Here is a 26,101-nt window from a genome sequence, read left to right on the forward strand (position 1 = left end):
TGGTTATTAATCCTCTAAGCCAGGTTAATCGATATCATATTTAAATCAGGCTGTTATTTCCTTTCCCTCCGCTGGATTCAGTGCCAGGCTTACTGCAACCGAAGAAAAAGGAGGTCATCATGGTCGCGATTTATACTTTGACGCTGGCACCTTCACTGGACAGCGCAACATTAACGCCGCAGATTTATCCGGAAGGGAAACTGCGCTGCACTTCACCTGTTTTTGAGCCCGGCGGCGGCGGCATTAATGTCGCAAGAGCCATTACCCACCTTGGTGGTAAAGCCACAGCGATTTTTCCGGCCGGTGGCGCAACCGGCGAACACCTGACTGCGCTGTTAGCGGATGAAAACGTGCCAACCATTAGCGTCGACGCCAACGACTGGACACGGCAGAACCTGCATGTTCACGTTGAATCCAGCGGCGAGCAGTACCGCTTTGTCATGCCGGGCGCCAGCCTCAGTGAAGATGAATTTCGCCAGATCGAAGAAAAAGTGCTCACCATTGAGCCAGGCGCATTGCTGGTGGTGAGCGGCAGTCTGCCGCCAGGTATTACCATCGGGAAACTGACACAACTCATTAAAACCGCACAGCAGCATGGGCTGCGCTGCATCGTTGACAGTTCCGGCGAAGCCCTTAGCGCTGCGCTGGCTATCGGCAACATCGAACTGGTCAAACCGAATCAGAAAGAGCTGAGCGCGCTGGTGGGCCGGGAGTTGACCCAGCCGGATGATGTGCGCAAAGCCGCACAGGAGATTGTTGATAGCGGTAAAGCGCTGCGCGTTGTCGTATCGCTGGGCCCTCAGGGTGCGCTGGCCGTCGATGCGAACCAGTGTGTGCAGGTCGTGCCGCCGCCGATGAAAAGCCAGAGTACGGTAGGCGCTGGCGACAGTATGGTGGGTGCGATGACGCTAAAACTGGCGCACGACGCGCCGCTGGACGATATGGTCCGTTACGGTGTTGCTGCCGGGAGCGCCGCCACGATCAACCATGGTACTCGCCTGTGTGCGCTGGCCGACACGCAAAAGATCTACGACTATTTGCGCAATGCCTGAGAATCGACAAATAGCGCCTGACGACTATGCTAAAAAAACCTTCAGGATTACAACGAGGTGATATATGAGCAGCGACAGCATCACGCGCTACGTGGTAGTGGTGAAATTTCATGAGCAAAGCCTGGCCGAAATCAACGAGCTAAATAACCACTTTACACGTGCAGGTTTCCTGCTCACGATGACCGATGAAGATGGCAATGTTCACGATCTGGGCACCAATACCTTCGGGCTCATCAGTGCGCTCAGTGAACAGGAAGTACTTGAACTCGCCCGTGGATTAGCCACCGCCGCGGTGGCTGAAGAGGCTGATATCACCATCAGCACCTGGGAGGCATGGCAGCAAAAAGAGCATTAAGTGCCATGGCGCACCGCCTGTCCCGCAGGTGTGCGTTACGTCGTATTTTTTCACAGCTTTAGTGCGCTAACCTTATGATCTGGCTGATTACATGGGAGAGACATCATGTGGCAAGCGATAAGTGGTCTGTTACGCGAACAACTGGGAAGTGGCGAGATTGAGCAGCGGGATGAGCTGCCAGGCGGCGAAATCCATGCTGCATGGCATGTCCGTTACGCGGGTCGCGATCTTTTCGTAAAATGCGATGAACGTGAACTGTTGCCTATTTTTACCGCCGAAGCCGATCAGCTCGCGCTGTTGGCGCGCAGTAATACGGTAAAGGTGCCGACGGTATGGGCGGTGGGTAGCGATCGCGATTACAGCTTTCTGGTCATGGAGTATCTCCCTGCCCGCCCGCTGGATGCGCACAACGCGTTTCTGCTCGGTCAGCAACTGGCGCGTCTGCACCAGTGGAGCGATCAACCGCAGTTTGGCCTCGATTTTGATAACGATCTTTCCACCACGCCGCAGCCCAACGCCTGGCAGCGCCGCTGGTCAACGTTTTTTGCCGAACAGCGTATTGGCTGGCAACTGGAGCTGGCGGCGGAAAAAGGCATGGAGTTCGGCAATATCGACGCCATTGTCGAGCATGTCCAGCAGCGCCTTAGCTCTCACCAGCCGCAGCCGTCATTACTGCATGGCGATCTGTGGTCCGATAACTGCGCGCTGGGGCCAGACGGTCCTTATATTTACGATCCGGCCTGTTACTGGGGCGATCGTGAGTGCGATCTGGCGATGCTGCCGCTGCATCCGGATCAGCCGCCGCAGATTTACGACGGCTACCAGTCAGTCTCACCGTTGCCCCTCGATTTCCCCGAACGTCAGCCGATCTACCAGCTTTATACGCTTTTCAACCGGGCCATTCTTTTTGGTGGCGAACATCTGCTGAACGCACAAAAAGCGCTCGATCGCGTATTGGCAGCGTAGAACAGACAAGCCCGGGAGCATTATCGCTTTCGGGCTTGTTACCGCTTACAGAAAGCCCAGCAGTGAAAAGAAGAAGTAGCCTGCGATAATCACAATCACTGGCAACACATAAAGTGGGAAAATTTGCAGCAGAATGGTGTGGTGCGGCACGACGATGCGCGCTTCGATCTGCTCGCGAGACAACCCTTCCGGCCCTTTGGCTTGTTCAAGAATCATCTGGTTTTCCACCCCTTCTCGCAGAAAACGCGCCTGGCGGCTCATGCGCGCGCCGGAGGCCTGCAACGCCAGACCAACAAAGATCAGCGCGTAGATAAGCCAGAACACAATGTTCAGGCTCTGGTGGAAGTCGGGCGTCGGCGAGTTGTACCAGAAAAGGTTAAGAAAAGGCGTATTAAAACGCATCATCTCAATCATGACATGCGCAAAATCCAGCATCACGGCGTTAATGCCTGGCTGTTTTTCACTGTGGTCATACATAAATTTCAGTACAGAAATGACTGTCGAAATTACGGTCGGAATAAAAATCACCCAACCCAGAACGCGTTTCAGAATAGCGATGCGTCCAGCTTGTTGATACGTCATGGATTCCCCTTGTAAGTGACGCACTGTTTCCGCCTTAGTCTACCTGCTGATAATCATTTTCGCCTGATCTTTAAAGTCGGTATGATGAACGTTTAACCATACTTACCGTTTATTCCCCGGCGACATGCCATAAAAAAGAGAGGTTTTATGACAGCTCCGCGTCAAATTCTTGCTGCCATTTTTGATATGGATGGATTGCTTATCGACTCCGAGCCACTCTGGGATCGCGCCGAACTGGAGGTTGTGGCAAGCCTGGGCGTGGACATTAACCGACGTAATGAATTGCCCGATACCCTCGGTCTGCGCATCGATATGGTGGTGGAACTCTGGTACGCGCAGCAACCGTGGAATGGCCCGGATCGCAAAGAAGTGACCGAACGCATTATTCAGCGCGCAATTTCGCTGGTTGAAGAGAAACGCCCGCTACTGCCTGGCGTGCGCGAAGCCATTGCGTTGTGTAAAGCCAACGGCCTGCTGGTCGGGCTGGCCTCCGCATCGCCGCTGCATATGCTGGAAAAAGTGCTGGCAATGTTTGAACTGCGCGACAGCTTTGATGCGCTGGCCTCGGCAGAAAACCTCCCCTACAGCAAACCGCACCCGCAGGTGTACCTGGATTGTGCCGCCAAACTGGGCATTGATCCGCTGACCTGTGTGGCGCTGGAAGATTCCGTCAATGGCATGATCGCCAGCAAAGCAGCGCGGATGCGCTCGATTGTGGTACCGGATGAAGAACACCGCGCCGATCCGCGTTATGTGCTGGCTAACGTTAAGCTCACCAGCCTCGAACAGCTCACGCTTGCCCATCTTATCGGCTAATTCCACCGGGGCAGCCGCTTTTGTTGCCCCTTAATTTTATTTTTGAAACATCATTTCATTTTATTTGTATTTTTCTTGCCCACCTTCTATTCTGATCTTCAGGCGCTGATGCCCTGTTACAACAATAATGATTACGCCGGAGAGAACATGATACTGGATGCCTTTAAGCTTGCAGGTAGAGTGGCCATTGTGACCGGGTGCGATACCGGTCTGGGTCAAGGAATGACGTTAGGGCTTGCGGAGGCGGGCTGCGATATTGTCGGCGTGGGCCGAAAAATTCCACTCGACACGGCCGAACGCGTTCAGACTCTCGGGCGTCGTTTTGTTTCTGTGCAGGCGGATCTGCGCCATCAGCACGGGCTTGATGACATTGTTAATCAGACGGTGAACCAGATGGGCCGGGTAGATATTCTGGTGAATAACGCTGGCGCCATTCGACGCTGCGACGCCCTCGATTTCAGCGAGCAGGACTGGGATGACGTCATGAACCTGAACCTGAAAACGGTCTTCTTTCTGTCGCAGGCCGTTGCGAGGCAATTTATCGCCCAGGGCAACGGCGGCAAAATTATTAATATTGCCTCGATGCTCTCTTTCCAGGGCGGCATCCGCGTGCCTTCTTATACTGCGTCGAAAAGCGGCGTGATGGGGCTGACCCGACTGTTGGCCAATGAGTGGGCGCCGCACCAGATTAACGTCAACGCCATCGCGCCAGGCTATATGGCGACCAATAATACCCAGCAACTGCGGGAAGATGCCGAACGCAGCCAGGAGATACTCGATCGCATTCCCGCCGGGCGCTGGGGCGAGCCCGAAGATTTGAAAGGCGCAGCGGTGTTTCTCGCTTCACAGGCATCCGATTACATCAATGGCTTCACCCTTGCCGTCGATGGCGGCTGGCTGGCGCGCTAATCTGACAGGATTGTGACAAAGAGTTACAACGTCACCTCTTCCGCCTACTGTATAAACATCCTATACTGTATGCATCGACAGTTTAGTGAGTTTGATCATGACGGCGGAAGGACACCTGCTTTTCTCCATTGCCTGCGCGGTGTTTGCCAAAAATGCCGAGTTAACACCTGTCCTTGCTCAGGGTGACTGGTGGCATATTGTTCCGTCGGCCATTCTTACCTGCCTGTTACCGGACATCGATCACCCGAAATCCTTCCTCGGCCAGCGTCTGAAGTGGATATCAAAACCGGTGGCGCGAGCCTTCGGTCATCGGGGCTTTACGCACAGCCTGCTGGCGGTTTTTCTCTCACTCGCCCTGTTTACGCTAAAAGTCCCGGAAAGCTGGATTGTCCCTGCGGATGCATTGCAGGGAATGGTGGTGGGCTATTTGAGCCATATCCTTGCAGATATGCTGACGCCTGCGGGCGTGCCGCTGTTATGGCCTTGTCGCTGGCGCTTTCGCCTGCCGATCCTGGTGCCGCAAAAAGGCAATCAACTGGAGCGCGTATTATGTATGGCGCTGTTCACCTGGGCGGTGTGGATGCCGCAATCGTTGCCCGAAAGCGGTGCAGTTCGCTGGTCATCACAGATGATAAACTCGCTGCAAAATCAGTTTAATCGCTTTATTCATCCACAATCCGGCCATTAAACCAGCAATTCCCCTGCTTTTTGCATAAAACATTCCATTTGGATATAAGGCCACCCCGGCACTTCTGCTAACCTTGCGCCACTGGATTAACCGGCAAGGTTGACCGAATAATGAAATCAGGAGAACGGGGATGAATCTTCCATTAATCGCGAACGTCGTTGTGTTCGTGGCATTGCTGTTTTTGCTGGCGCAGGCCCGCCACAAACAGTGGAGCCTGGCCAAAAAAGTGCTGGTCGGCTTAGGGCTTGGCGTGGTCTTCGGCCTGGCGCTACAGGCTATCTATGGTGCTGACAGCCCGGTACTGAAAGCCTCTATCCAGTGGTTTAACGTGGTTGGAAACGGCTATGTTCAACTGCTGCAAATGATCGTAATGCCGCTGGTATTCGCCTCTATTTTAAGCGCCGTCGCGCGCCTGCATAACGCCTCCCAGTTGGGTAAAATCAGCTTCTTAACCATCGGCACACTGCTGTTTACTACGCTGATTGCCGCACTGGTCGGGGTGCTGGTGACTAACCTGTTTGGCCTGACCGCCGAAGGACTGGTGCAGGGAACAGCGGAAACGGCGCGTCTGAATGCCATCCAGAGCAATTATGTCGGTAAAGTGGCCGATCTGACCGTACCGCAACTGCTGCTCTCTTTCGTGCCGAAAAACCCGTTTGCCGATCTGACCGGCGCGAATCCGACCTCGATCATCAGCATCGTAATTTTTGCCGCTTTCCTCGGCGTCGCCGCGCTGAAATTGCTGAAAGATGACGCACCGAAAGGCCAGCGCGTGCTGACCGCTATCGACACGCTGCAAAGCTGGGTGATGAAACTGGTGCGTCTGGTGATGCAGCTTACGCCGTATGGTGTACTGGCGCTGATGACCAAAGTCGTGGCGGGCTCCAACATTCAGGACATCATCAAACTGGGCAGCTTTGTTATCGCCTCCTATCTTGGCCTCGGCATTATGTTTGTCGTGCACGGCCTGCTGCTGGGCGTTAACGGCGTCAGCCCGCTGAAATTCTTCCGCAAAGTATGGCCGGTGCTGACCTTTGCCTTTACCAGCCGTTCCAGCGCGGCGTCAATTCCGCTGAACGTCGAAGCACAAACCCGCCGTCTGGGCGTGCCGGAATCGATCGCCAGCTTCTCGGCCTCTTTCGGTGCAACGATTGGTCAGAATGGCTGTGCGGGTCTCTATCCGGCAATGCTGGCTGTCATGGTGGCGCCCACCGTCGGCATTAACCCGCTGGATCCGTTGTGGATTGCCACGCTGGTCGGGATTGTCACCGTCAGCTCCGCCGGTGTCGCGGGTGTCGGCGGCGGCGCAACATTTGCCGCGCTGATTGTACTGCCAGCCATGGGCCTGCCGGTCACGCTGGTTGCGCTGCTGATCTCCGTTGAACCGCTGATTGATATGGGTCGTACCGCGCTGAATGTGAGTGGTTCCATGACCGCCGGGACGCTGACCAGCCAGTGGCTGAAGCAAACCGACAAAGCTATTCTGGAGAGCGAAGACGACGCCGAACTGGCGCATCGTTAAGCCAAAGACGACAAGGCGGGGAATCTCCCCGCCTTTTTTATATCTCATCGCTTTTTGCTATCCAGCGCAGCAATCAACGTTTTTGCCAGCGCATGATCCGAGAAAGGGTTTTGCCCGGTAATCAGCTCCCGGTCCGTCACGACATTGGCCTGCCAGGCGTTGGCAAATGCCATCTTGCCTCCTGCTTGCGCCATCGCCTGCGCCGGGTAATAACGCAACTTAGCCCCTTTCAACGACATTTCAAAGGCCTGTTCTTCGGCATCGGAAAAAATCGTCATCTTATAGCCCGCATAAATCCAGTTTTTCGCCGCCGCTGGCGCGCCCGCAATCAGCCCCTGCTCAAACGTCTGCGGCTGCTCCTGCGCCGCCAGCAGTGCAATCGGCCCATGACAGATAGCCGCCGTCGGTTTACCGCTGCGGTGGAACTGACGCAGCAGCGCACCAACATCCGCATTCCCCGGCAGATCGATCAATGGGGCGTGCCCGCCAGGAATAAAGATCCCCGCATAACTCTCCGTTCCCTGCGCCAGAACCTGTTTAAGCGATTTAACGTTACCTTCGGCAGTCAGTGTGTCCACAACGCTCTTAATGCGCTGCATTTCTTGCGGGTTATTAGCGAAATACATCGGGTCGATCGAGTGCTCATCCGGTAGCGGCTTATTGCCTTTGGGGGTGACAATCGTCAGCGAATATCCGGCCTTGAGCAACGCATCGGCGGGCACACCAAATTCATTAAGGTAAAAGCCGGAAGCATAACTTTTCCCCTCTTGCAGCGGCAGCGCGGTCTCGCTGGAGAGCAGCACCAGTACATTGCCTTTCGATGCGGCATAGGTGGTCACGCTGGTAGCCAGCGCAATAACAGCAAGCAAACCCTGTAGCAGTTTTTTCATGGTTGGTTCCCGATAGGTTAACAGTGCGAGAAATGTACTGGTTCACTTCCTGTAAATAAATTAACCTGAAAGAACTTTATTGATTACACCAGAGAATAAATGTCACGGTCATTCGAGTCGGTACAACTGGGCAGTATTGAGCTTTTCTGCAAAGCAGCGGAGAGCGGCAGTTTCACTGCGGCGGCAGAAGCACTGGGGATCACGCCAGCCTCGGTTAGCCGGACGATTGGTCGGCTGGAAACACGGCTTGGCGTCAGGTTGTTTAATCGCACCACCCGCAGCGTAAAATTGACCAGCGATGGCGAATTGTATCGCGCTCAGTGCCAGCAGGCGCTGGATCAGATTGCCGAAGCAGAACGCGCACTAACCGGACAACAGCGCCGCCCGCAAGGCGTACTGCGGGTCAGCGTCGGAACGGTGTACGGGCATCACCGCATCGTACCGTTGCTACCGGCGTTTATGGCGGCATACCCGGATATCGAGGTCGAACTTAACATTTCGAACCGCAATATAGATTTTATTGAGGACGGCTACGATCTGGCCATTCGGATGGGAGAACCGAAAGACTCCCGCGTCGTGGCACGCAAGCTGGAAGATGCCAGCGTCGGCGTCTTTGCATCGCCAGCGTATCTGGCAAATCACACGCGCCCGCAGACGCTGGATGCCCTGCGCCAGCACGATTTAATCCAGTTTATTTTACCCAGCACGGGCCGCCCGGTGGCGTGGATTTTCCGCAACGCGCAGGGTGAAAACCAGGATTTCAGTTTCACCAGTCGCCGCAGGGTCCACGAAGATGTGCTGGCGGGTGTGGGCTGGGCGATGGCGGGCGGCGGACTCTTTCAGATCTACCATTTTGTGGCGGCACAGGCAGTGGCGGAAGGACGGCTGGAAGAAGTGATGCAGGAGATGGCTGGCCGTTCGCGTCCGTTCTATCTTCTTTACCCGCAAAACCGGCATCTTTCAGCCAGAGTCAGGGCGTTTGCTGATTATCTTGTCGCCGCGCTCCGCCAGCCGTAGCGCCAGAATTACTCTTCGTCGAGTTCGTCCTGCTGGCGCATCTGCGTCGCCCAGCGTTGGGCCGCTTCAGGGACGCTGAAAACCGGTGAACGGTGAAAATTTTCCCCCATCAGCACGAAAGCGACATATTTACCGCGCAGCAGCCAGACATCGCGATACCCGTCCACTTTTTCGGCATGATCGGGCGGAGCGGGTTCAACCCGCGGGACATAGCTGATAACGACTCGGTTTTGTTGGCGAAGAGTTTTCATAAGCGATGCATTCACTAAAGACAAAATCTACAGACATGAAAGACCTATCATAGCCGATTGTTACCCCGCCCGTCGCCTCTGGCGCACTTTTCTCCGCTTTTTCATCGAACCGCCATCTGCCGGGCTGGCGGGCAGCAACAGGACAATGTTCTATAGTTAGAGGGGTTTTGCCATAACAACGACCATTTTTCAGTAATGAAAACAGGAGACGAGTTCAATGTCGCAACAGAAAAAAGCCCCCCAACATGCCCCGGTACATGATGCCAACGAATCCCGCCCCGGGCTGGATTCCCTCGCGCCAGAAGACAATTCTCACCGCCCTTCCCCGAAGCCCACTGCGCCTGGTGAACAGCCAACCGCGCCGGGGAGCCTGAAAGCGCCGGATACGTCCAACGACAAACTGAACGCGCTTGAGCCTTTCCGTAAGGGCAGTGAGAATTTTCCACTTACCACCAATCAAGGGGTGCGCATCGCCGACGATCAAAACTCCCTGCGCGCCGGAACCCGTGGCCCCACTCTGCTGGAAGATTTCATTCTGCGGGAGAAGATTACCCATTTTGACCATGAACGCATTCCGGAACGGATCGTGCACGCGCGTGGTTCAGCGGCGCACGGCTATTTTCAGCCCTATCGCAGCCTGAGCGATATCACCAAAGCCGATTTCCTCTCCGATCCAGAGAAAATCACGCCGGTTTTTGTCCGCTTCTCCACAGTGCAGGGCGGTGCCGGTTCGGCAGATACCGTGCGCGACATCCGTGGTTTTGCCACCAAGTTTTATACCGAAGAGGGCATTTTTGATCTGGTGGGCAACAACACGCCGATCTTTTTTATTCAGGATGCGCATAAATTCCCGGATTTTGTTCATGCCGTAAAACCGGAACCGCACTGGGCAATCCCGCAGGGGCAAAGCGCCCATGACACCTTCTGGGATTACGTCTCTTTGCAACCGGAGACGCTGCACAACGTGATGTGGGCGATGTCGGATCGCGGCATTCCGCGCAGCTATCGCACCATGGAAGGCTTCGGCATTCATACCTTCCGGCTGATTAACGCCGAAGGCAAAGCGACCTTTGTGCGCTTCCACTGGAAACCACTGGCGGGCAAGGCGTCTCTGGTGTGGGATGAGGCGCAAAAACTGACCGGACGCGATCCGGACTTCCATCGTCGCGAGTTGTGGGAAGCCATTGAAGCGGGCGACTACCCGGAATATGAACTGGGGCTGCAACTGATCCCTGAAGAAGACGAGTTCAAATTTGATTTTGACCTGCTGGATCCGACCAAACTGATCCCGGAAGAACTGGTGCCAGTGCAACGCGTGGGCAAGATGGTGCTCAACCGGAACCCGGATAATTTCTTTACCGAAAACGAGCAGGCCGCGTTCCATCCGGGGCATATCGTTCCGGGACTGGACTTCACCAATGACCCCCTCTTGCAGGGGCGTCTGTTCTCCTACACGGATACACAAATCAGCCGTCTCGGCGGGCCAAACTTCCATGAAATCCCGATTAATCGCCCTACCTGCCCGTATCACAATTTCCAGCGCGACGGCATGCACCGCATGGATATTGATACCAACCCGGCCAATTATGAACCGAACTCGATCAACGATAACTGGCCGCGGGAAACACCGCCGGGCCCGAAACGCGGCGGGTTTGAAACGTATCAGGAGCGTGTTGAAGGCCATAAAATCCGCGAGCGCAGCGCCTCTTTTGCCGAGTATTATGCCCATCCACGGCTTTTCTGGCTTAGCCAGACGCCTTTTGAGCAGCGCCATATCATCGATGCATTCAGCTTTGAGCTCAGTAAAGTGGCGCGCGCCTATATTCGCGAACGCGTTGTTGATCAACTGGCGCATATCGACGTTCATCTGGCGCAGGGCGTTGCCGAAAACCTCGGGATTACGCTCAGCGATGAACAGTGCAATATCGCTCCGCCACCGGACGTTAACGGCCTGAAAAAAGATCCGGCGCTAAGCCTGTATGCAGTTCCGGACGGCAGCGTCAAAGGCCGGGTAGTAGCTATCCTGCTGCATGATAACGTCAGCGCTGCCGATGTACTGAACGTGCTGCAAGGGCTTCAGGCAAAAGGCGTGCACAGCAAACTGCTGTATGCCCGCATGGGTGAAGTGACCGCTGATGACGGCTCCAGCCTGCCGGTGGCGGCAACATTTGCCGGATCACCTTCGCTGACAGTGGACGGTGTGATCGTCCCCGGTGGCGACGTGAGCGAGCTTTTACAAAATGGGGATGCGAAATACTACCTGCTGGAGGCGTATAAGCATCTGAAAACCATTGCGCTGCTGGGTGATGCGCGTCAGTTCAAAGCGCTGCTGGGCGTCGATGCGCAGGGGGAAGACGGTATTGTGGAAGCCGACTCAGCCTCATCGATACTGGTGGATGATTTCCTCACCCACCTTGCCGCGCACCGGGTGTGGTCGCGAATCGGCAAGATTGAAAGCATACCGGCATAAGATAAAAAAACCGGCCATCAGGCCGGTTTTTTTAATGCTCAGGCAAAAATAAATTACTGCTTAGTTTGCGGGTCGGTATCGTACTCGGCGCAAGTTTGATAACCGGAATTCATCACGTGGCCAGTTTCATCAAGTGCCACAAAGTAAGTTTCGGTTTTACCGTCACGTTGACCCAGAATATAGGTCTGGCAGGTACCGCGCGCATGAATCATGGTGACTTCAGAAGAAGGACGACCTGCAATCTGCATCACCTGCTGGCGGCTCATGCCTTTTTTCACATCTTTCACAACCGGCTGCGTGACCTGATCTTTTGCGCGATCGTAGGCAGTACACCCTGCCAGCATGGTCAGTACAGCGGCGGTGCCCAGAATTCCTGCGATGTTCTTATTCATATTCCATCCTCTTTAGTATCCGCTTGTGTATCAGCGTGTTATCTAAGCCTGGAATATAAAAGTGCATTTTTCAACTATGGGTTACCGATGGCATATCTTTCGGAAAAATCTAATGAAAGTGACATAAGCTGCTAAAACGCAGCAAATTGCGCCACTCAGATCTGTGATCCTTGTCGTTTTACCGCCAAAGGGTTAATTTGGCTCTATATTAGCTATTTGCAACCTGCCAGGCAGGATTACATAACGGAGGGGTAAATGACTCTGCAACAAGAGATTATTCAGGCGCTGGGCGTGAAGCCGAGCATCAACGCCGAAGAAGAAGTTCGCCGCAGCGTGGATTTTCTGAAAACCTATCTGAAGACGTTTCCCTTTATTAAATCGCTGGTGCTCGGCATCAGCGGCGGCCAGGATTCCACGCTGACCGGCAAAATCAGCCAGTTGGCTATCAGCGAACTGCGCGCGGAAACCGGCGATGAAGCGTATCAGTTTATCGCGGTGCGTCTGCCTTACGGCGCGCAGGCAGACGAGCAAGATTGCCAGGATGCCATTGGTTTTATCCAGCCGGATCGCGTATTGACCGTGAACATCAAAGGCGCAGTGCTGGCGAGCGAACAGGCGCTGCGTGATGCTGGCATCGAGCTGAGCGATTTTGTTCGCGGCAACGAGAAGGCCCGTGAACGTATGAAAGCACAGTACAGTATCGCTGGCATGACCAAAGGCGTGGTGGTCGGCACCGATCACGCTGCTGAAGCGGTAACCGGCTTCTTCACCAAATATGGCGATGGCGGCACCGACATCAACCCAATTTTCCGTCTGAATAAACGTCAGGGGAAACAACTGTTGGCGTATCTGGGCTGCCCGGAACATCTCTACAAGAAAGCGCCAACGGCGGATCTGGAAGACGATCGCCCATCGCTGCCTGATGAAGCTGCGCTGGGTGTTACCTACGAAAATATCGATGATTATCTGGAAGGCAAAACGCTGGATGCCGGTATCGCCAAAATCATCGAAGGCTGGTATCTGAAAACCGAACACAAACGCCGCCCGCCGATCACCGTTTTCGATGACTTCTGGAAAAAATAATTTCTGAAATTCATCATGATCTTATCAGGCCTGCCCGCCGGGCCTGATAAGCGTCGCGCCCTCTGTGTCCATCCCCTGCTCCCTGATATTGTCGCGGCTTTCCCGGCCTGCCCACATCATCGCCTGTTTGCCACTTTTTTAGCCTGTCGTTAGTTGTTATACTGGATGGGTAAACAGTATCAGGAGTTTCTGAGTGGCAAGGCGTCAATCCGCCCCGCGTCTCGAATTTGACGCAGCGGCAATTTATGAATACCCCGAACATTTGCGCCAGTGGCTGGAGGCCATGCCAAAGCACCCTGGCGTCTATATTTTTCATGGCGAAAGCGAGGCGATGCCGCTGTATATCGGCAAAAGCGTCAATATCCGCAGCCGGGTGCTGTCACATATGCGCACCCCGGATGAAGCCTCAATGCTGCGCCAGTCCAGGCGTATCAGCTGGATCTGCACCGCCGGAGAGTTGGGCGCGTTGCTGCTGGAAGCCCGGCTGATCAAAGAGCAGCAGCCGCTGTTTAATAAACGCCTGCGCCGCAATCGCCAGCTCTGCTCGCTACTGCTCGGCGGCGAGAAACCGCAGGTGGTCTATGCGCGCGAAGTGGATTTTTCCGCCACGCCGGAGCTCCACGGGCTGTTCGCCAACCGCCGCGCCGCGTTACAGGCGCTGCAATCCATCGCCGATGACGAAAAGCTCTGTTACGGTCTGCTGGGGCTGGAGTCGGTCACGCGAGGTCGTCCCTGCTTCCGCTCAGCGCTGCAACGCTGCGCCGGAGCATGCTGCGGCAGAGAACCGCGCGAAGCGCACGATGCGCGTTTCGCGGCGGCGATGGCGCGTATGAAGCTGGTATGCTGGCCCTGGCAAGGGCCGGTCGGATTGAAAGAGAGTTTCGGCGCGATGACGCAATACCACGTCATTCACAACTGGCTGTGGCTGGGTTCGGTTAACACGCTGAGTGAGGCCACCGCGTTGCTACGCACGCCAGCCGGTTTCGACCATGATGGTTACAAAATACTCTGTAAACCTTTGCTCAGCGGCGAGCATGAAATCATCGATCTGGATTAATGCCCGGGCAGCCAGCTGATTTCACTGAACAGCAACTGCCCTTCTGGCTTCAACAACCGCAGCGTGTGCCGCCCTTCCTGCCAGCAAGCGCCCTGATCGGCGGTTAACAGTTTATCTCCCAGTTGCCACGCGCCACTAAGAATAAACACCACGCCGCCACGCGTCCCGAAGGTGGTAAACGTGCGATCGGCAATGCGCACTTTTGCCTGGCAACGGTCACGGCGCGTCAGGATATTGAAATCCATCGACATTTTCCCTTCCGACAGCTCCACTTTCACAGACTGTTCACCGGCAAAGGTAAAAGGCTGATGGTGTTTCAGGGTGTGGCGGAAAACGCTACCGCCATCCAGCGTCACTTCACCGCCTTCCAGCAGGGTTATCACCCGATCGACGCCGGGGAACTGAGGAAATTCACCGTTACTTGCCAGTGAAGCAATACTGGCGCGCCAGTTAAAATCGCGAGTGGCGGGCGGAAAACAGCAAATCTCCCGGGTCTCGCCCGCACCATTACGCCAGAGATTCACCGGCATTTTGCGAATATCAAAGAATTCCATCATCACTCCTGAAGGGCGCGGTTATGCAATCCGCGCCGCTGCTTCAGCAGGCAGCTTGTTATTGTTTATTGTCGTTGTCGGATTATCGGCAGCAGCAACAATTTGCCTTAGGCCACAGCGTAACCAGACATGTAAAAAAATATAAATTTCAGATAAGTAACGCACCCGAGAAGAGGGGCTTCACGAGAATACCGTGCCACGGGCGGCTGGCAAGAGGGAAGGAAAGAAAAACCGCCGATTCTGCCCATCACGTACTGCATGCAATGGGCAAAACCGGCGGTCTTGATAGGGGGTGCTGAATTACTCAGCAGGTGCAGGAGGCATTTTACCTTCCGCTGCCGGACGTTCTGTCAGACGCTTCTCAAAATTCGCATTGAACTGCTTTTTCTGCTCCGGCGTCAGGATGTTGTAAATTTTGTTCTGCGTTTCCATATGTCTCAGCATGCCAGCTTTATGCTGTTCTTCCATTTTCGCGATCTGTGCTTCCGCTTTCGCTTTGTCGAAGCTGTCGCTGGTGATGATGTCATGCATTGCACGCATCTCTTCAACCCGCGGACGTTTCATCTCATCACGCTGGCTTTTCATAATTTCGTGGATCTGCTGTTTCTGTGCATCGGTCAGATTCAGGTCTCTGAACATCATATCGTGCGGACCTTTACCCTTGTGGTGCATCATCATCGGCTTACCGTCAGCAGGTGCAGCCGTTGTATCGTCGGCGTGCGCCAGGCCAGCAGCGCCAAAAGCCAAGGTAGAGGCAACAAACAGAGCAGTCAATTTACGCATAATTTTATTCCTTACTTCGGTTTTACTTACGGCGATTGCCGTGTTGACGCTATTTACTTTACCGTCTTTATCGTCAATTAATCAGAGCGACAGTAAAACAATGAAAGTGTAAATACTCTTTTTACGTCAAATGTGAGGGAAATAAGGATAAACAGTGGAGAGTTGAAAATTAAATAATCAATACATTGATTAATAAGGAATTATGAAGAGTATAAAGTAACACTGATTAATAATAAACCCAGCAACCAGGATTTTTCCGTAATTTATTTAAAAAGCCACCAAAAAAAATAAGCCCTGTGGTAACAGGGCCGAGGTATTAGTTTATTTTTTCCAGCATTAATCCGGCGCGCAAACCTACAGCAACACCAGGATTCGGAAATAGCACATACTCTTCATCATGTTGCACAACGTAGCGTTCACCGCGATCTTCCGCCAGCAGCGTCCCGGCGCTGAAAGGCGTAAAGTTCAGCGTTTCTGCTGACATATACAGTTTGAACGCCTCACTGTGTCGCGTCAGTTGCTGCACAACCCGGTAACGTACCGGCGTACTCTGCTTGTCCGGCGCAGGTTCACCGGCCAGCAATGCTGCCAGCGCCCATGCGGTACGCTGAAACTGGCTGAGATCGTTCTCGCCAAACGGCAGCGCTTTACCCAGCTCCAGCGTACAGGCCAGCGCCTCAAATTGCGCGCACGTGAAGTGGGTAAACGTGCCGCCCGGCGCCTGATGGAACACCAGCGCTTCCAGCCCTGCAGAGCCCAGCCACTCCAGAAACAGTTCATCCCACGGCTGCGCACGCTGCGGCAGCACGCCGAAACGCACATGATGCGATCCGCGAATCGCCGTATGCAGATCGAGGTGCCAGCGCTCCTCATCGCCACCGGCAAAAAAGTGGGTGACCGCACGTTCAAGCTGCGCGGCACGCACCGTTTCATCGCTGGGCGGGAGTTGTTGCCAGCGTCCATCAAACATGCGGTTCAAATCGCTATGCAGAAAACGCTTTCCTTCCCTCAGCGCCTGCGGGTTGCCAAGGATGACCAACAACCGCCAGGTAAGCGGCTGCGTGCCGGAAAACATATTTTTCAGCAGGATGTCCAGCATCTCCACCGGCGCGGTTTCATTGCCATGAATGGCGCAGGAGAGCACCAGCGAACGCCCGGTAGGGTGCGGCGGCACCAGTTCAAGGATCCCTTGCTCATGCCACAACCAGTGAATACCGCCCGACTCCCCTGACATTTTACGCGGGATGTCACCCGATAACGTGGTGGCAAGAAAGTTATCCATACAACCTCCGGTTAACGCTGGAAGGGATAAACAGAACCGAGGTTCAGCAACTGCGTGAGTCTGTCCAGCGCTTCCCGCCCTTCCCGCAACAGCTGCGGATCGGCAAGATCTGCCTGTGTCAGACGGTCGCGATAGTGGCGTTCAACCCAGTCATTGAGCGTGGCGAACAACGTATCGTTCATCATCACCGCCGGATTTACCGCCTGCTGTTCCGCCCCGGTTAACACTACGCGCAAGCGCAGGCACGCCGGGCCGCCGCCGTTTGCCATACTCTCGCGCAGATCGAACACCTTCAGCTCAGCGATCGGGTTATCCTGCGCCAGCAACTGGTTCAGATAACGCCAGACGCCTTCATGCTCCCGCGACTCCTGCGGCAACACCAGCACCATGCGACCATCTTCATGGCTCAGCAACTGGCTATTGAACAGGTAAGTCGACACCGCATCGGCAACCGATACCGCCTGCTGCGGCACTTCGATCGCCATAAAACCCGGCACGCGACGGCGTAACTCCGCCAGCAGTTGCGCTTGATCGGCAAAGGCGTGCTCGTGGCAAAACAGTAACTGGCGATTGGAAACAGCAATAACATCATTATGGAACACGCCCTGATCAATGACCTGGGAATTTTGCCTGGCGTACACCACCTGCGAAGGGCGAACCTGGTTGAGACGCGCCACCGCCTGGCTGGCTTCCAGCGTCTGACGAGCCGGATAGCGTGTCGGTGCAAGCGTGCTGCCCTCTTCGCGCCCATAGACAAAAAGCTGGACGCCCGGATCGCCATAGTCGCCACCAAAGCGGTTGTGGTTAGCGGCACCTTCATCGCCCAGCATTGCCACTTGCGGTAGCGCCGAATGCACGCTGAATGTCTCTTCATCGCGGAAAATCGCCCGCAGCAGCGCTTCAGTGGTCGGCGCTTCGATCGCGCGATGGAATTTATTGTTGAGATTCGCCACCGTCAGATGGACTTTGCCATCCGCGGAATCCGCCGACGGGCAAACCGTGGCGGCATTGGCAACCCACATCGCCGATGCCGAACTGGCGGAAGAGAGGATTTGCGGCGCCTGCGCTGCGGCTTTTTCGACCACCTGCTCATCGCTGCCGCTAAATCCCAACTGGCGCAACACCGGCACATTGGGGCGCTCATGCGGTGGGATCACCGCCTGCGGGAAACCGGCATCGGCCAGCGCCTTCATTTTCAGTAGCCCCTGCTTCGCTGCCAGCTTAGGGTTGGAGACCTGGAAACGGTGCCGGGTCGAGGCTTCATTGCCGAATGACAACCCGGCATAGTGGTGCGTCAGGCCGACCAGCCCATCAAAGTTCACTTCATGCGCTTTCATGGTTGTTCCTCGCGGGAAAAATCGAGACCCGGGCTGAGCGTTTGCGGCAGGGTCAGATCGGCAGATTCAAGGCTCGCCATAGGCCATGCGCAGTAATCCGCCGCATACCAGGCGCTGGCGCGATGGTTACCGGAAGCGCCCACACCGCCGAATGGTGCGGTACTGGCCGCGCCCGTCAGTGGTTTGTTCCAGTTAACAATCCCGGCGCGCGCTTCCAGCAACAGCCGATCAAACTTCTCGCGCTGCGGGGAAATCAGCCCACAGGAGAGCCCGTAACGGGTATTGTTCGCCAGCGCGATGGCTTCATCGAAATCGTCATAACGCCAGACGCACAGCAGCGGGCCAAACACCTCTTCATCCGGCACGTCAGCCACTCCGGTCATCTCAATAATGCCCGGCGTCAGCAGTGAAGTGCCTTCTTCCAGCAGACGTGGCGCCAGCAAGGTTTTGCCGCCGCGCGCTTCATGCTCCTGCCACGCGTGCAGCACATGCTGCGCGGCCTGCGCGGAGATCAAACCGCCCAGGAACGGCTGCGGTTCTGCATTCCATGCCTGCGGCGTGAGACGTGCGCTCACCTCCACCAGCCGCGCAAGGAAAGCATCGCCCTCTGCTGAGCGTTTCACCAGCAAACGTCGTGCGCAGGTACAGCGCTGTCCGGCGGTAATAAAAGCGGACTGGATAGCCAGATGTACGGCGGCATCAATATCCTGAATATCTTCGACGATCAGCGGGTTATTGCCGCCCATTTCCAGCGCGAGGATCTTCTCCGGCTGACCCGCCAACTGGCGATGCAATTGATAACCAGTATTGGCGCTACCGGTGAACAGCAAACCGTCCAGCCCCGGCAACGCACTCAGCGTCTGCCCGGTTTCGCGTCCGCCCTGCACTAAATTGAGCACCCCGGCGGGCAGACCAGCCTGCTCCCACAGTTTAACCACCGCTTCGCCGCTCCACGGCGTCAGTTCGCTCGGTTTGAACAGTAGCGTGTTGCCCGCCAGCAGCGCCGGAATAATATGGCCGTTCGGCAAGTGGCCTGGAAAATTATAGGGCCCGAAAACGGCGAGAACGCCATGCGGACGGTGGCGCAACGTTGCTGCGCCGTCGGCCATTTCCGTGTGCTGTTCGCCGGTTCGCGTGTGATAAGCCTTCACGGAAATGGTGGCTTTATTGATCATCGCCGTTACTTCGGTCGCTGCTTCCCAGCGCGGTTTCCCGGTTTCACGGGCAATGATTTCCGCCAGCGCGGCTTTATTGGCTTCCAGCAGGCTGGCAAATTTTTCCACCACCGCCTGGCGCACGGAGAAAGGTTCGCGCGCCCATGCCGGAAAAGCGTTACGCGCAGCCCGATACGCCTCTTCGACCTGTGCGGCGCTGGCATCAAAACCGTGCCACAGCGCTTCATGGCTTACCGGATTACTTTTCACCCGACGCTCACCTTCACCGGTTACCCAGTCGCCATTGATCCATAAACTCATTGTGATTTCTCCTCGGCACACAGGCGAACCAGCCGCACGGTATCGCCCGGCTGACATTTCAACGCATCCAGTTCTGCGGCGCTTAACAGCAGCCGCTCCGTGTTGGGATCCGCTTTGATAAGCATGGCTCTAAATTGCTCGTATTGCTCATTCGCCACCATGCAGGTTGGCCACTCTCCCGGCGCGCGCTGCCCTTGCGCCACGGTAACCAGCCGGCTTTTGCGGATCGCCCGCACCCGGTCAACATCGCATTCCAGCGTCGGCCCGCCATCAAAAATGTCGACATAATTGCGGTAGCGAAAGCCCTCTTTCTCCAGCACCGCGCGTGCTGGCGCGGTCTGCGGATGCACCTCGCCAATAACCGCCTGCGCCTCGTCGGAGAGGAAGTGGGTATAAATAGGATGTTTGGGCATCAATTCGGCGATAAACGCTTTCTGCCCGGTCCCGCACAGATAATCAGCACGGCTGAATTCCATTGAGAAGAAACGTTTTCCCAGGCTCTCCCAGAACGGCGAGTAACCATGCTCGTCGATGACGCCGCGCATCTCCGCCACCACTTTTTCGTTAAAGCGATCGCGAAAGGCCGCCATAAACAGAAAGCGCGACTTCGACAGCAGATAGCCGTTGCCCTCTTTGCGCCAGGCCGGATCGAGAAACAGCGTGCACAGCTCGCTGCTGCCGGTGTGATCGTTACTGAGAAATAACGTTGGCAGCGCATTGTAGACATTCAACTCTTTCGACGCATGAACCTGAGTCCCCACGCGGTAGTTATACCAGGGATCGTTAAGCCCCACCGCCACTTCGATGGCGCAGATCCCGGCCACTTCACCGCTTTGCGTCTCTTCCAGCACAAAAACATAGCCCTGCTCGCCCTTCGGCAACTCCCCTTGCCACGTGCGGCGGGCACGCTCAATACGCGCGGCCAGCGTCGCTTCATCGGCTGGTAACGATGTCAGCCCACCGCCGGTTTTCCCGGCCAGCTTCATCAGCGCCGGTAGATCGCTTGCCGCGACAGGACGGATCACCATCATGATACGTTCTCCGCAAGGAATTTTTCACAGGCGCGGGTAAAGCGCGCAAGCCCGGTGCGAACCTCTTCTTCACTGATATTCAGCGCCGGAGCAAAGCGCACCACGTTGCCACCGGCAATCAGCACCATCACCCCTTCCGTTGCCGCCAGTTGCGAAATCTGTTTCGCTTTTCCGGCATGTTCCGCCACCAGTTGGCAGCCAATCAGCAGCCCGAGGCCGCGAATGTCACTGAACAGAGGATGGCGATCGTTGAACGCCGTCAGCTGCTCAACAAACCACTGGTGGCGCTGTTTCACACCGGTCAGTGTTTCCGGCGTATTGACGATATCCAGCACCGCACCAGCAACTGCGCCCGCCAGCGGATTACCGCCGTAGGTCGTGCCATGTGTACCCACATTCATCACTTTGCCGAAGGTTTCAGTGGTGAGCATCGCGCCAATCGGGAAACCGCCGCCCAATGCTTTCGCGGTGGTCAGTACATCCGGTGTCACACCATAGTGCATATAGGCATACAGTTCGCCGGTGCGGCCGACGCCGGTCTGCACTTCATCAAAAATCAGCACCGCGTTGTGACGGGTACAGAGATCGCGCAAGCCCTGTAAAAAGGCCTGACTGGCCGGGAGCACACCACCTTCCCCCTGCATTGGTTCAACAATGACCGCGCAGGTGTCGTCATTGATCAGTGCGCTGGCGGAAGCCAGATCGTTGTAAACCGCATGCTGGATCTGCGGCGGCAACGGCGCAAAATCCTGCGAGTAGGCCGGTTGCCCGCCAGCGCTGACGGTAAACAGCGTGCGGCCATGGAAAGCATTTTTGAAAGCCACAATGCCGCTTTTCTGCGGGCCGAAAGTGTCGTGGGCATATTTACGTGCCAGTTTCAGCGCCGCTTCATTCGCCTCCGCGCCGGAGTTACAGAAGAAAACGCGATCGGCAAACGTGGCATCCAGCAACCGTTTCGCCAGCTTCAGTACCGGCTCATTGGTATAGCCATTGCCGGTATGCCAGAACTTCGCCGCTTGCTCGCTCAGAGCCTTGCACAATGCGGGATGGGCGTGGCCCAGCGCGTTTACCGCAATCCCCCCGGCAAAATCGATGTACTCGTTGCCCTGTTGATCCCATAAACGCGACCCTTCCCCGCGAACCGGAATAAAAGGCGCTGGCGCGTAGACAGGCAACATCCATTGATCAAAATTTTCACGCGTAATTGACGTAGACATAGCGACCTCATCCGGTAAATAAAAAGTTGAATAAATGTTAATGAACATGAACATTCTCGCTGTAAATGTAGATTGCACAGTTCGTGCCAGCCAGCGATAAAAATGCATAAACGTCCTGGAGCAACGAAATATCAGCAACTTACAGCCTGTCGCTATTCACATAAAATGCATAAAAAGTGAATAAATGTATATCCAGGCGAGGTGATGGGCGATCGGAGGCGCGGGTTTATGCAATAAGAATATTTAATTCTGGAACTGTGATCATCAGCGAAATTAATCTTCACGCACTGCCCCATTTCGGCGCAGCGCGCACCAAACCAGGGCAACCGACGCGTTTTTTGCTCATCAGTAACAGCAATATCAATAAGTGGCGGTGGTTAAATGTAAATTCTGCTAACATCTGTGCATCTTTTTACTGCTAAGTGGCGGCGACTATGAAATTTGTCTCTTTTAATATCAACGGCCTGCGTGCCCGGCCTCATCAACTGGAAGCGCTTGTCGAGCAGCATCAGCCGGACGTAATCGGTCTGCAGGAGACAAAAGTCCATGACGATATGTTTCCGCTCGAAGAGGTGGCGCGACTGGGTTACAACGTCTTTTATCACGGGCAAAAAGGTCACTACGGCGTTGCGCTGTTGACCAAAGATACGCCGGTTTCCGTACGTCGCGGCTTTCCCAACGACGGCGAAGAGGCGCAGCGTCGCATTATCATGGCGGAAATCCCGTCGCCTCTCGGCAATATCACCGTGATTAATGGCTACTTTCCGCAGGGCGAAAGCCGCGACCATCCGCTGAAATTCCCGGCGAAAGAGAAGTTCTACCAGGATCTGCAAACCTTCCTCGAAACCGAGCTGAAAAAAGAGAACCCGGTACTGATCATGGGCGATATGAATATCAGCCCGACGGATCTGGACATCGGCATCGGCGAAGAGAACCGCAAGCGTTGGCTGCGCACCGGGAAATGCTCGTTCCTGCCGGAAGAGCGTGAATGGATGGAGCGCCTGAAGGGCTGGGGTCTGGTGGATACTTACCGCGAAGCAAACCCGGAAACCAACGATCGCTTCTCGTGGTTTGATTACCGCTCCAAAGGCTTTGATGACAACCGTGGCCTGCGCATCGATCTGTTGCTGGCGAGCCAGCCGCTGGCCGAGCGCTGCATCGAAACCGGGATTGATTACGACATTCGCAGCATGGAAAAACCGTCCGATCACGCGCCGGTATGGGCCAAATTTAAGGTCTGATGCCATGACGTCCGGCAATCCGTGGGTTACCGCGCAGTGGCTGGACGATTTACTGCAACACAATCCGCCAGCCGAAACATGGCGGCTGCTGGAAGTCGGCTATAACGCCGAGCCAACCTATCGCGCCGGGCACATTCCCGGCGCGCATTACATTGACACCCAACTTGTCGAAAGCCTGCCGCTGTGGAATGTGGTACCGCCCGAAATACTGCGCGCGGTGCTGTCCCGCTACGGTCTACGCAGCGATATGACTGTCATTCTCTACGGTCGCGGTAACTATGCTGCCGAGCGGCTGGCGCATATTCTGCTGTACGCGGGCGTTAACGATGTCCGTCTGCTGAATGGCGGCTGGCAGAGCTGGCAACGCGCAGGGCTGCGGCAAACGAGCGACCTGCCGCCCGCCATCACCGCGCAGGATTTCGGCGCGCCGTTCCCTGCACGGCCACACTTTTTACTTAACCTGGCGCAAACCCGGCAACGAATGGCGCAGCCAGAAACCGTGCTGATCAGCGTACGCAGTTGGGATGAATTCAGCGGCAACAGCAGCGGGTATCACTATATTTCCACCGCTGGTGATATTCCCGGCGCGCGCTGGGGACACGCTGGCGGCAACAGTCAGTTTATTACGGATTACCATCATCCGGATGGCACTGTACGCTCCCCGCAAGAGATTGCCGCATTGTGGCAGCAGCAAGGCATCACCGCCGATCAACAGGTAATTTTTTACTGCGGTACCGGCTGGCGCGCATCGCTGGCATTTTTGCTTGCCCGCGCACTCGGCTGGCAGAAGATCGCCGTGTATGATGGCGGCTGGTTCGAGTGGAGCCAGCAGCAGAAAATGGAACAGACGGATGACAACCCTGAAAACAGTTGAGGTGGTCGCGGCGATCATCGAGCGCGATGGCAAAATTTTGCTGGCGCAGCGCCCGCCGCACGCAGATCAAGCCGGGCTATGGGAGTTTGCTGGCGGCAAGGTGGAAGCCGGGGAGACGCAGCCGCAGGCGCTAACGCGTGAGCTGCGCGAGGAACTGGGTATTGATGCCCTGCCTGCTCGTTATGTCGCCAGCCACCAGCGGGAAGTGTCCGGGCGGATGATCCATCTGCATGCGTGGCACGTTGTTGCCTTTCACGGTGAGCCAACCCGCCACTATCACAGCGCCTTGCTGTGGTGCGAACCCGCTGACGCCCTGAAACAGGCATTGGCGCCAGCGGATATCCCGCTACTGGAAGCGTTTATGGCTTCACGCGACGCCAGACCAGCGGATTAGTGGAAATGGCGCGTTCATCGCGCTGGCACTGTAACAGCACGCCTTCGGCTTTCACCACCGCGCCTTCACTGTAATTTTGATTGCCATACACGCAGCACTGGATGCACGGCTGCGTGGTTTGCGTCTGCCCGCCGGAGCTAAAGACTTCCGGGGGGACATTCACTTCAATTCCCGGCGAGGGTAAACGTTCGGCCAGCGCGCTGCCCGCTGCTACCACCAGTAATGCTGCTATCCACGATAAACGGGCCATAACTCTTCCTTTCTGATTGACGCCATGTATTACTATAACGGATCTATTTCCCACAGCTTTAGTTTCCTCAATCATCGTTTTTCGTTATGACGATGCGCAGATTATTAATTTGCCTGGTGTGGGGCATTTTCCTTTGCGGCATGCACCATTACGGATGTTATAGTCCGAAAGTGCCCGTTTTTTGCGCACCACAATCACAACAACTTCACCTAAAAATAAGAGAAGCTTATATCTATGGATCAGACCCACTCTCTTGAATCCTTCCTCGGTTATGTTCAGCAGCGCGATCCGCACCAGCCGGAGTTCGCCCAGGCCGTGCGCGAAGTGATGACCACCCTCTGGCCGTTTCTTGAAGCTAACCCGCGCTATCGCCAGTTGTCGCTGCTGGAGCGGCTGGTTGAACCGGAACGCGTGATCCAGTTTCGCGTGGCCTGGGTTGATGACCGCAACCAGGTGCAGGTCAACCGCGCATGGCGCGTACAGTTCAGCTCCGCCATTGGTCCCTACAAAGGCGGGATGCGTTTTCACCCGTCAGTGAATTTGTCGATTTTGAAATTCCTCGGTTTCGAGCAGACCTTTAAAAACGCGCTGACCACCCTGCCAATGGGCGGCGGCAAAGGCGGCAGCGACTTCGATCCGAAAGGCAAAAGCGACGGCGAAGTGATGCGTTTTTGCCAGGCGCTGATCGCCGAACTGTACCGCCATCTCGGCGCGGATACCGACGTTCCGGCGGGCGATATCGGCGTCGGTGCGCGTGAAGTCGGCTTTATGGCCGGGATGATGAAAAAACTCTCCAACAACACCGCCTGCGTCTTCACCGGCAAAGGGTTGACGTTCGGCGGCAGTTTGATCCGCCCGGAAGCCACCGGCTACGGCCTGGTTTACTTCACCGAAGCGATGCTGAAACGCCACGGTCTCGGTTTTGAAGGGATGCGCGTGGCGGTTTCCGGTTCCGGCAATGTGGCGCAGTACGCCATCGAAAAAGCGATGTCCCTTGGCGCGCGCGTGATCACGGCTTCTGATTCCAGCGGCACTGTCGTTGATAAAGCCGGTTTTACGGCGGAAAAACTGGCCCGTCTGTGTGAAATCAAAGCCAGCCGCGATGGCCGGATCGCCGACTATGCGCGGGAGTTTGGCCTGAACTATCTGCAGGGCCAGCAACCGTGGTCCGTGCCCGTGGATATCGCGCTGCCGTGCGCCACGCAGAATGAACTGGATGTGGATGCAGCACGCGTGCTGATCGCCAACGGCGTGAAAGCGGTGGCCGAAGGGGCGAATATGCCCACCACTATCGCGGCGACCGAACTGTTCCTTGAAGCAAACGTGCTGTTCGCGCCGGGTAAAGCCGCCAATGCGGGCGGCGTAGCCACTTCCGGGCTGGAGATGGCACAGAATGCCGCGCGTTTAAGCTGGAAAGCAGAGAAAGTGGACGCCCGTCTGCACCACATCATGCTTGATATTCATCAGGCCTGCGTCGAATACGGCGGTGAAGGTAAACAGACGCACTATGTGCGCGGCGCCAACATCGCCGGTTTTGTGAAAGTCGCCGACGCGATGCTGGCGCAGGGTGTGATTTAACCCCAGGCCTGATAAGCGAAGCGCCATCAGGCATT

At 55.7% G+C, this 26,101-nt stretch carries 27 protein-coding genes; 15 read left to right on the top strand and 12 right to left on the bottom strand.

All coding sequences use genetic code 11. The features are described from left to right. Positions 1 to 119: 119 nt before the first annotated feature. The 3 genes from pfkB (at position 120) to DK872_RS01070 (ending at position 2,373) form a co-directional block, all read left to right on the top strand. Positions 120 to 1,052 (top strand): 6-phosphofructokinase II, encoded by a 933-nt coding sequence (gene pfkB, locus DK872_RS01060; protein ID WP_079518027.1) that lies wholly within the window; start codon positions 120 to 122, stop codon positions 1,050 to 1,052. A gap of 64 nt (positions 1,053 to 1,116) precedes the next feature. Then, positions 1,117 to 1,407: a type V toxin-antitoxin system endoribonuclease antitoxin GhoS gene (ghoS, locus tag DK872_RS01065; RefSeq protein WP_161517920.1), complete on the top strand. Its 291-nt coding sequence runs from the start codon at positions 1,117 to 1,119 to the stop codon at positions 1,405 to 1,407. Positions 1,408 to 1,512: 105 nt separating this feature from the next. Beyond that, complete coding sequence (locus DK872_RS01070; protein WP_007374634.1) at positions 1,513 to 2,373, top strand: fructosamine kinase family protein; 861 nt, start codon at positions 1,513 to 1,515, stop codon at positions 2,371 to 2,373. 45 nt (positions 2,374 to 2,418) lie between these two features. On the opposite strand, the gene DK872_RS01075 is transcribed toward DK872_RS01070, so the two are convergent. Continuing rightward, positions 2,419 to 2,955, bottom strand: coding sequence for a YniB family protein (locus DK872_RS01075; protein ID WP_007374633.1), 537 nt, complete (start codon positions 2,953 to 2,955; stop codon positions 2,419 to 2,421). 147 nt (positions 2,956 to 3,102) lie between these two features. On the opposite strand from DK872_RS01075, the gene hxpB reads away from it, so the two are divergent. From hxpB to DK872_RS01095, 4 genes are all read left to right on the top strand, one after another. Continuing rightward, positions 3,103 to 3,771: a hexitol phosphatase HxpB gene (gene hxpB / locus DK872_RS01080; protein ID WP_072440572.1), complete on the top strand. Its 669-nt coding sequence runs from the start codon at positions 3,103 to 3,105 to the stop codon at positions 3,769 to 3,771. A gap of 147 nt (positions 3,772 to 3,918) precedes the next feature. Beyond that, on the top strand, positions 3,919 to 4,680 hold the full coding sequence (kduD, locus tag DK872_RS01085) for a 2-dehydro-3-deoxy-D-gluconate 5-dehydrogenase KduD (RefSeq protein ID WP_161517922.1): 762 nt from the start codon (positions 3,919 to 3,921) through the stop codon (positions 4,678 to 4,680). A gap of 97 nt (positions 4,681 to 4,777) precedes the next feature. After that, positions 4,778 to 5,368, top strand: coding sequence for a metal-dependent hydrolase (locus tag DK872_RS01090; RefSeq protein ID WP_007374630.1), 591 nt, complete (start codon positions 4,778 to 4,780; stop codon positions 5,366 to 5,368). Positions 5,369 to 5,498: 130 nt separating this feature from the next. Beyond that, positions 5,499 to 6,890 (top strand): L-cystine transporter, encoded by a 1,392-nt coding sequence (locus tag DK872_RS01095; protein WP_035886115.1) that lies wholly within the window; start codon positions 5,499 to 5,501, stop codon positions 6,888 to 6,890. Between the two features lie 44 nt (positions 6,891 to 6,934). On the opposite strand, the gene DK872_RS01100 is transcribed toward DK872_RS01095, so the two are convergent. Then, entirely contained in the window at positions 6,935 to 7,780 is an 846-nt protein-coding gene (locus DK872_RS01100) for a type 1 glutamine amidotransferase domain-containing protein (protein ID WP_161517925.1), read from the bottom strand. Between the two features lie 99 nt (positions 7,781 to 7,879). On the opposite strand from DK872_RS01100, the gene DK872_RS01105 reads away from it, so the two are divergent. Further along, positions 7,880 to 8,797, top strand: a complete 918-nt coding sequence (locus tag DK872_RS01105) for a LysR family transcriptional regulator (protein WP_079518032.1) — start codon at positions 7,880 to 7,882, stop codon at positions 8,795 to 8,797. Between the two features lie 8 nt (positions 8,798 to 8,805). Here the strand turns inward: DK872_RS01105 and cedA are convergent, their stop codons facing one another. Next, complete coding sequence (cedA, locus tag DK872_RS01110; RefSeq protein ID WP_071532056.1) at positions 8,806 to 9,063, bottom strand: cell division activator CedA; 258 nt, start codon at positions 9,061 to 9,063, stop codon at positions 8,806 to 8,808. 202 nt (positions 9,064 to 9,265) lie between these two features. On the opposite strand from cedA, the gene katE reads away from it, so the two are divergent. Further along, the gene (katE, locus tag DK872_RS01115; RefSeq protein ID WP_161517930.1) at positions 9,266 to 11,518 is read left to right on the top strand and encodes a catalase HPII; all 2,253 of its coding nucleotides are present in this window, start codon (positions 9,266 to 9,268) and stop codon (positions 11,516 to 11,518) included. A gap of 53 nt (positions 11,519 to 11,571) precedes the next feature. On the opposite strand, the gene osmE is transcribed toward katE, so the two are convergent. Next, entirely contained in the window at positions 11,572 to 11,910 is a 339-nt protein-coding gene (gene osmE, locus DK872_RS01120) for an osmotically-inducible lipoprotein OsmE (protein ID WP_007374624.1), read from the bottom strand. A 255-nt stretch (positions 11,911 to 12,165) separates the two neighbouring features. Between osmE and nadE the strand changes: the two genes are divergently transcribed. Together nadE and cho are read left to right on the top strand one after the other, a co-directional pair. Next, the gene (gene nadE, locus DK872_RS01125; RefSeq protein ID WP_007374623.1) at positions 12,166 to 12,993 is read left to right on the top strand and encodes an ammonia-dependent NAD(+) synthetase; all 828 of its coding nucleotides are present in this window, start codon (positions 12,166 to 12,168) and stop codon (positions 12,991 to 12,993) included. A gap of 193 nt (positions 12,994 to 13,186) precedes the next feature. After that, a complete protein-coding gene (cho, locus tag DK872_RS01130) occupies positions 13,187 to 14,050 on the top strand; it encodes an excinuclease Cho (protein ID WP_007374621.1) in 864 nt (287 codons plus the stop codon). Here cho and ves read toward each other — a convergent pair. From ves to DK872_RS01165, 7 genes are all read right to left on the bottom strand, one after another. After that, entirely contained in the window at positions 14,047 to 14,604 is a 558-nt protein-coding gene (gene ves, locus DK872_RS01135; RefSeq protein ID WP_007374620.1) for an environmental stress-induced protein Ves, read from the bottom strand. The two genes, cho and ves, sit on opposite strands and share 4 nt — an antisense overlap. 300 nt (positions 14,605 to 14,904) lie before the next feature. Further along, the gene (gene spy, locus DK872_RS01140) at positions 14,905 to 15,387 is read right to left on the bottom strand and encodes an ATP-independent periplasmic protein-refolding chaperone Spy (RefSeq protein WP_007374618.1); all 483 of its coding nucleotides are present in this window, start codon (positions 15,385 to 15,387) and stop codon (positions 14,905 to 14,907) included. 316 nt (positions 15,388 to 15,703) lie between these two features. Then, positions 15,704 to 16,669 carry a succinylglutamate desuccinylase gene (gene astE, locus DK872_RS01145; RefSeq protein WP_007374617.1) on the bottom strand — a complete coding sequence of 322 codons (966 nt, stop codon included), beginning with the start codon at positions 16,667 to 16,669 and terminating at the stop codon, positions 15,704 to 15,706. Between the two features lie 11 nt (positions 16,670 to 16,680). Beyond that, positions 16,681 to 18,006 (bottom strand): N-succinylarginine dihydrolase, encoded by a 1,326-nt coding sequence (astB, locus tag DK872_RS01150; RefSeq protein WP_161517935.1) that lies wholly within the window; start codon positions 18,004 to 18,006, stop codon positions 16,681 to 16,683. Then, entirely contained in the window at positions 18,003 to 19,481 is a 1,479-nt protein-coding gene (astD, locus tag DK872_RS01155; RefSeq protein WP_107146215.1) for a succinylglutamate-semialdehyde dehydrogenase, read from the bottom strand. Before astD ends, astB begins: the two co-directional genes overlap by 4 nt. Continuing rightward, positions 19,478 to 20,512, bottom strand: a complete 1,035-nt coding sequence (gene astA / locus DK872_RS01160) for an arginine N-succinyltransferase (RefSeq protein ID WP_107146216.1) — start codon at positions 20,510 to 20,512, stop codon at positions 19,478 to 19,480. Before astA ends, astD begins: the two co-directional genes overlap by 4 nt. Continuing rightward, complete coding sequence (locus tag DK872_RS01165; protein ID WP_007374613.1) at positions 20,509 to 21,729, bottom strand: aspartate aminotransferase family protein; 1,221 nt, start codon at positions 21,727 to 21,729, stop codon at positions 20,509 to 20,511. The genes astA and DK872_RS01165 overlap by 4 nt, the downstream gene beginning before the upstream one ends. Before the next feature lie 434 nt (positions 21,730 to 22,163). Between DK872_RS01165 and xthA the strand changes: the two genes are divergently transcribed. Genes xthA through DK872_RS01180 form a run of 3 tightly spaced genes read left to right on the top strand, consistent with a single transcriptional unit; the run spans position 22,164 to position 24,238 of the window. Further along, positions 22,164 to 22,970 carry an exodeoxyribonuclease III gene (xthA, locus tag DK872_RS01170; protein WP_007374611.1) on the top strand — a complete coding sequence of 269 codons (807 nt, stop codon included), beginning with the start codon at positions 22,164 to 22,166 and terminating at the stop codon, positions 22,968 to 22,970. A 4-nt stretch (positions 22,971 to 22,974) separates the two neighbouring features. Next, the gene (locus tag DK872_RS01175; RefSeq protein WP_107146217.1) at positions 22,975 to 23,844 is read left to right on the top strand and encodes a sulfurtransferase; all 870 of its coding nucleotides are present in this window, start codon (positions 22,975 to 22,977) and stop codon (positions 23,842 to 23,844) included. Further along, positions 23,822 to 24,238: a pyrimidine (deoxy)nucleoside triphosphate diphosphatase gene (locus DK872_RS01180; RefSeq protein WP_035886124.1), complete on the top strand. Its 417-nt coding sequence runs from the start codon at positions 23,822 to 23,824 to the stop codon at positions 24,236 to 24,238. Before DK872_RS01175 ends, DK872_RS01180 begins: the two co-directional genes overlap by 23 nt. On the opposite strand, the gene DK872_RS01185 is transcribed toward DK872_RS01180, so the two are convergent. Further along, positions 24,204 to 24,488: a DUF1496 domain-containing protein gene (locus DK872_RS01185; RefSeq protein ID WP_064567046.1), complete on the bottom strand. Its 285-nt coding sequence runs from the start codon at positions 24,486 to 24,488 to the stop codon at positions 24,204 to 24,206. The genes DK872_RS01180 and DK872_RS01185 overlap by 35 nt on opposite strands. Positions 24,489 to 24,722: 234 nt before the next feature. On the opposite strand from DK872_RS01185, the gene gdhA reads away from it, so the two are divergent. Beyond that, entirely contained in the window at positions 24,723 to 26,066 is a 1,344-nt protein-coding gene (gene gdhA, locus DK872_RS01190; RefSeq protein WP_072440555.1) for an NADP-specific glutamate dehydrogenase, read from the top strand. The last annotated feature ends 35 nt before the right edge of the window (positions 26,067 to 26,101 follow it).

The organism is Kosakonia sp. MH5, assembly GCF_009935945.1.
Taxonomy (GTDB): domain Bacteria; phylum Pseudomonadota; class Gammaproteobacteria; order Enterobacterales; family Enterobacteriaceae; genus Kosakonia; species Kosakonia radicincitans.

Coding starts and splice junctions, on each gene's coding strand:
- pfkB (WP_079518027.1), top strand. CDS start 120: ATGGTCGCGATTTATACTTTGACGCTGGCACCTTCACTGGACAGCGCA.
- ghoS (WP_161517920.1), top strand. CDS start 1,117: ATGAGCAGCGACAGCATCACGCGCTACGTGGTAGTGGTGAAATTTCAT.
- DK872_RS01070 (WP_007374634.1), top strand. CDS start 1,513: ATGTGGCAAGCGATAAGTGGTCTGTTACGCGAACAACTGGGAAGTGGC.
- DK872_RS01075 (WP_007374633.1), bottom strand. CDS start 2,955: ATGACGTATCAACAAGCTGGACGCATCGCTATTCTGAAACGCGTTCTG.
- hxpB (WP_072440572.1), top strand. CDS start 3,103: ATGACAGCTCCGCGTCAAATTCTTGCTGCCATTTTTGATATGGATGGA.
- kduD (WP_161517922.1), top strand. CDS start 3,919: ATGATACTGGATGCCTTTAAGCTTGCAGGTAGAGTGGCCATTGTGACC.
- DK872_RS01090 (WP_007374630.1), top strand. CDS start 4,778: ATGACGGCGGAAGGACACCTGCTTTTCTCCATTGCCTGCGCGGTGTTT.
- DK872_RS01095 (WP_035886115.1), top strand. CDS start 5,499: ATGAATCTTCCATTAATCGCGAACGTCGTTGTGTTCGTGGCATTGCTG.
- DK872_RS01100 (WP_161517925.1), bottom strand. CDS start 7,780: ATGAAAAAACTGCTACAGGGTTTGCTTGCTGTTATTGCGCTGGCTACC.
- DK872_RS01105 (WP_079518032.1), top strand. CDS start 7,880: ATGTCACGGTCATTCGAGTCGGTACAACTGGGCAGTATTGAGCTTTTC.
- katE (WP_161517930.1), top strand. CDS start 9,266: ATGTCGCAACAGAAAAAAGCCCCCCAACATGCCCCGGTACATGATGCC.
- osmE (WP_007374624.1), bottom strand. CDS start 11,910: ATGAATAAGAACATCGCAGGAATTCTGGGCACCGCCGCTGTACTGACC.
- nadE (WP_007374623.1), top strand. CDS start 12,166: ATGACTCTGCAACAAGAGATTATTCAGGCGCTGGGCGTGAAGCCGAGC.
- ves (WP_007374620.1), bottom strand. CDS start 14,604: ATGGAATTCTTTGATATTCGCAAAATGCCGGTGAATCTCTGGCGTAAT.
- spy (WP_007374618.1), bottom strand. CDS start 15,387: ATGCGTAAATTGACTGCTCTGTTTGTTGCCTCTACCTTGGCTTTTGGC.
- astE (WP_007374617.1), bottom strand. CDS start 16,669: ATGGATAACTTTCTTGCCACCACGTTATCGGGTGACATCCCGCGTAAA.
- astB (WP_161517935.1), bottom strand. CDS start 18,006: ATGAAAGCGCATGAAGTGAACTTTGATGGGCTGGTCGGCCTGACGCAC.
- astD (WP_107146215.1), bottom strand. CDS start 19,481: ATGAGTTTATGGATCAATGGCGACTGGGTAACCGGTGAAGGTGAGCGT.
- astA (WP_107146216.1), bottom strand. CDS start 20,512: ATGATGGTGATCCGTCCTGTCGCGGCAAGCGATCTACCGGCGCTGATG.
- DK872_RS01165 (WP_007374613.1), bottom strand. CDS start 21,729: ATGTCTACGTCAATTACGCGTGAAAATTTTGATCAATGGATGTTGCCT.
- xthA (WP_007374611.1), top strand. CDS start 22,164: ATGAAATTTGTCTCTTTTAATATCAACGGCCTGCGTGCCCGGCCTCAT.
- DK872_RS01175 (WP_107146217.1), top strand. CDS start 22,975: ATGACGTCCGGCAATCCGTGGGTTACCGCGCAGTGGCTGGACGATTTA.
- DK872_RS01180 (WP_035886124.1), top strand. CDS start 23,822: ATGACAACCCTGAAAACAGTTGAGGTGGTCGCGGCGATCATCGAGCGC.
- DK872_RS01185 (WP_064567046.1), bottom strand. CDS start 24,488: ATGGCCCGTTTATCGTGGATAGCAGCATTACTGGTGGTAGCAGCGGGC.
- gdhA (WP_072440555.1), top strand. CDS start 24,723: ATGGATCAGACCCACTCTCTTGAATCCTTCCTCGGTTATGTTCAGCAG.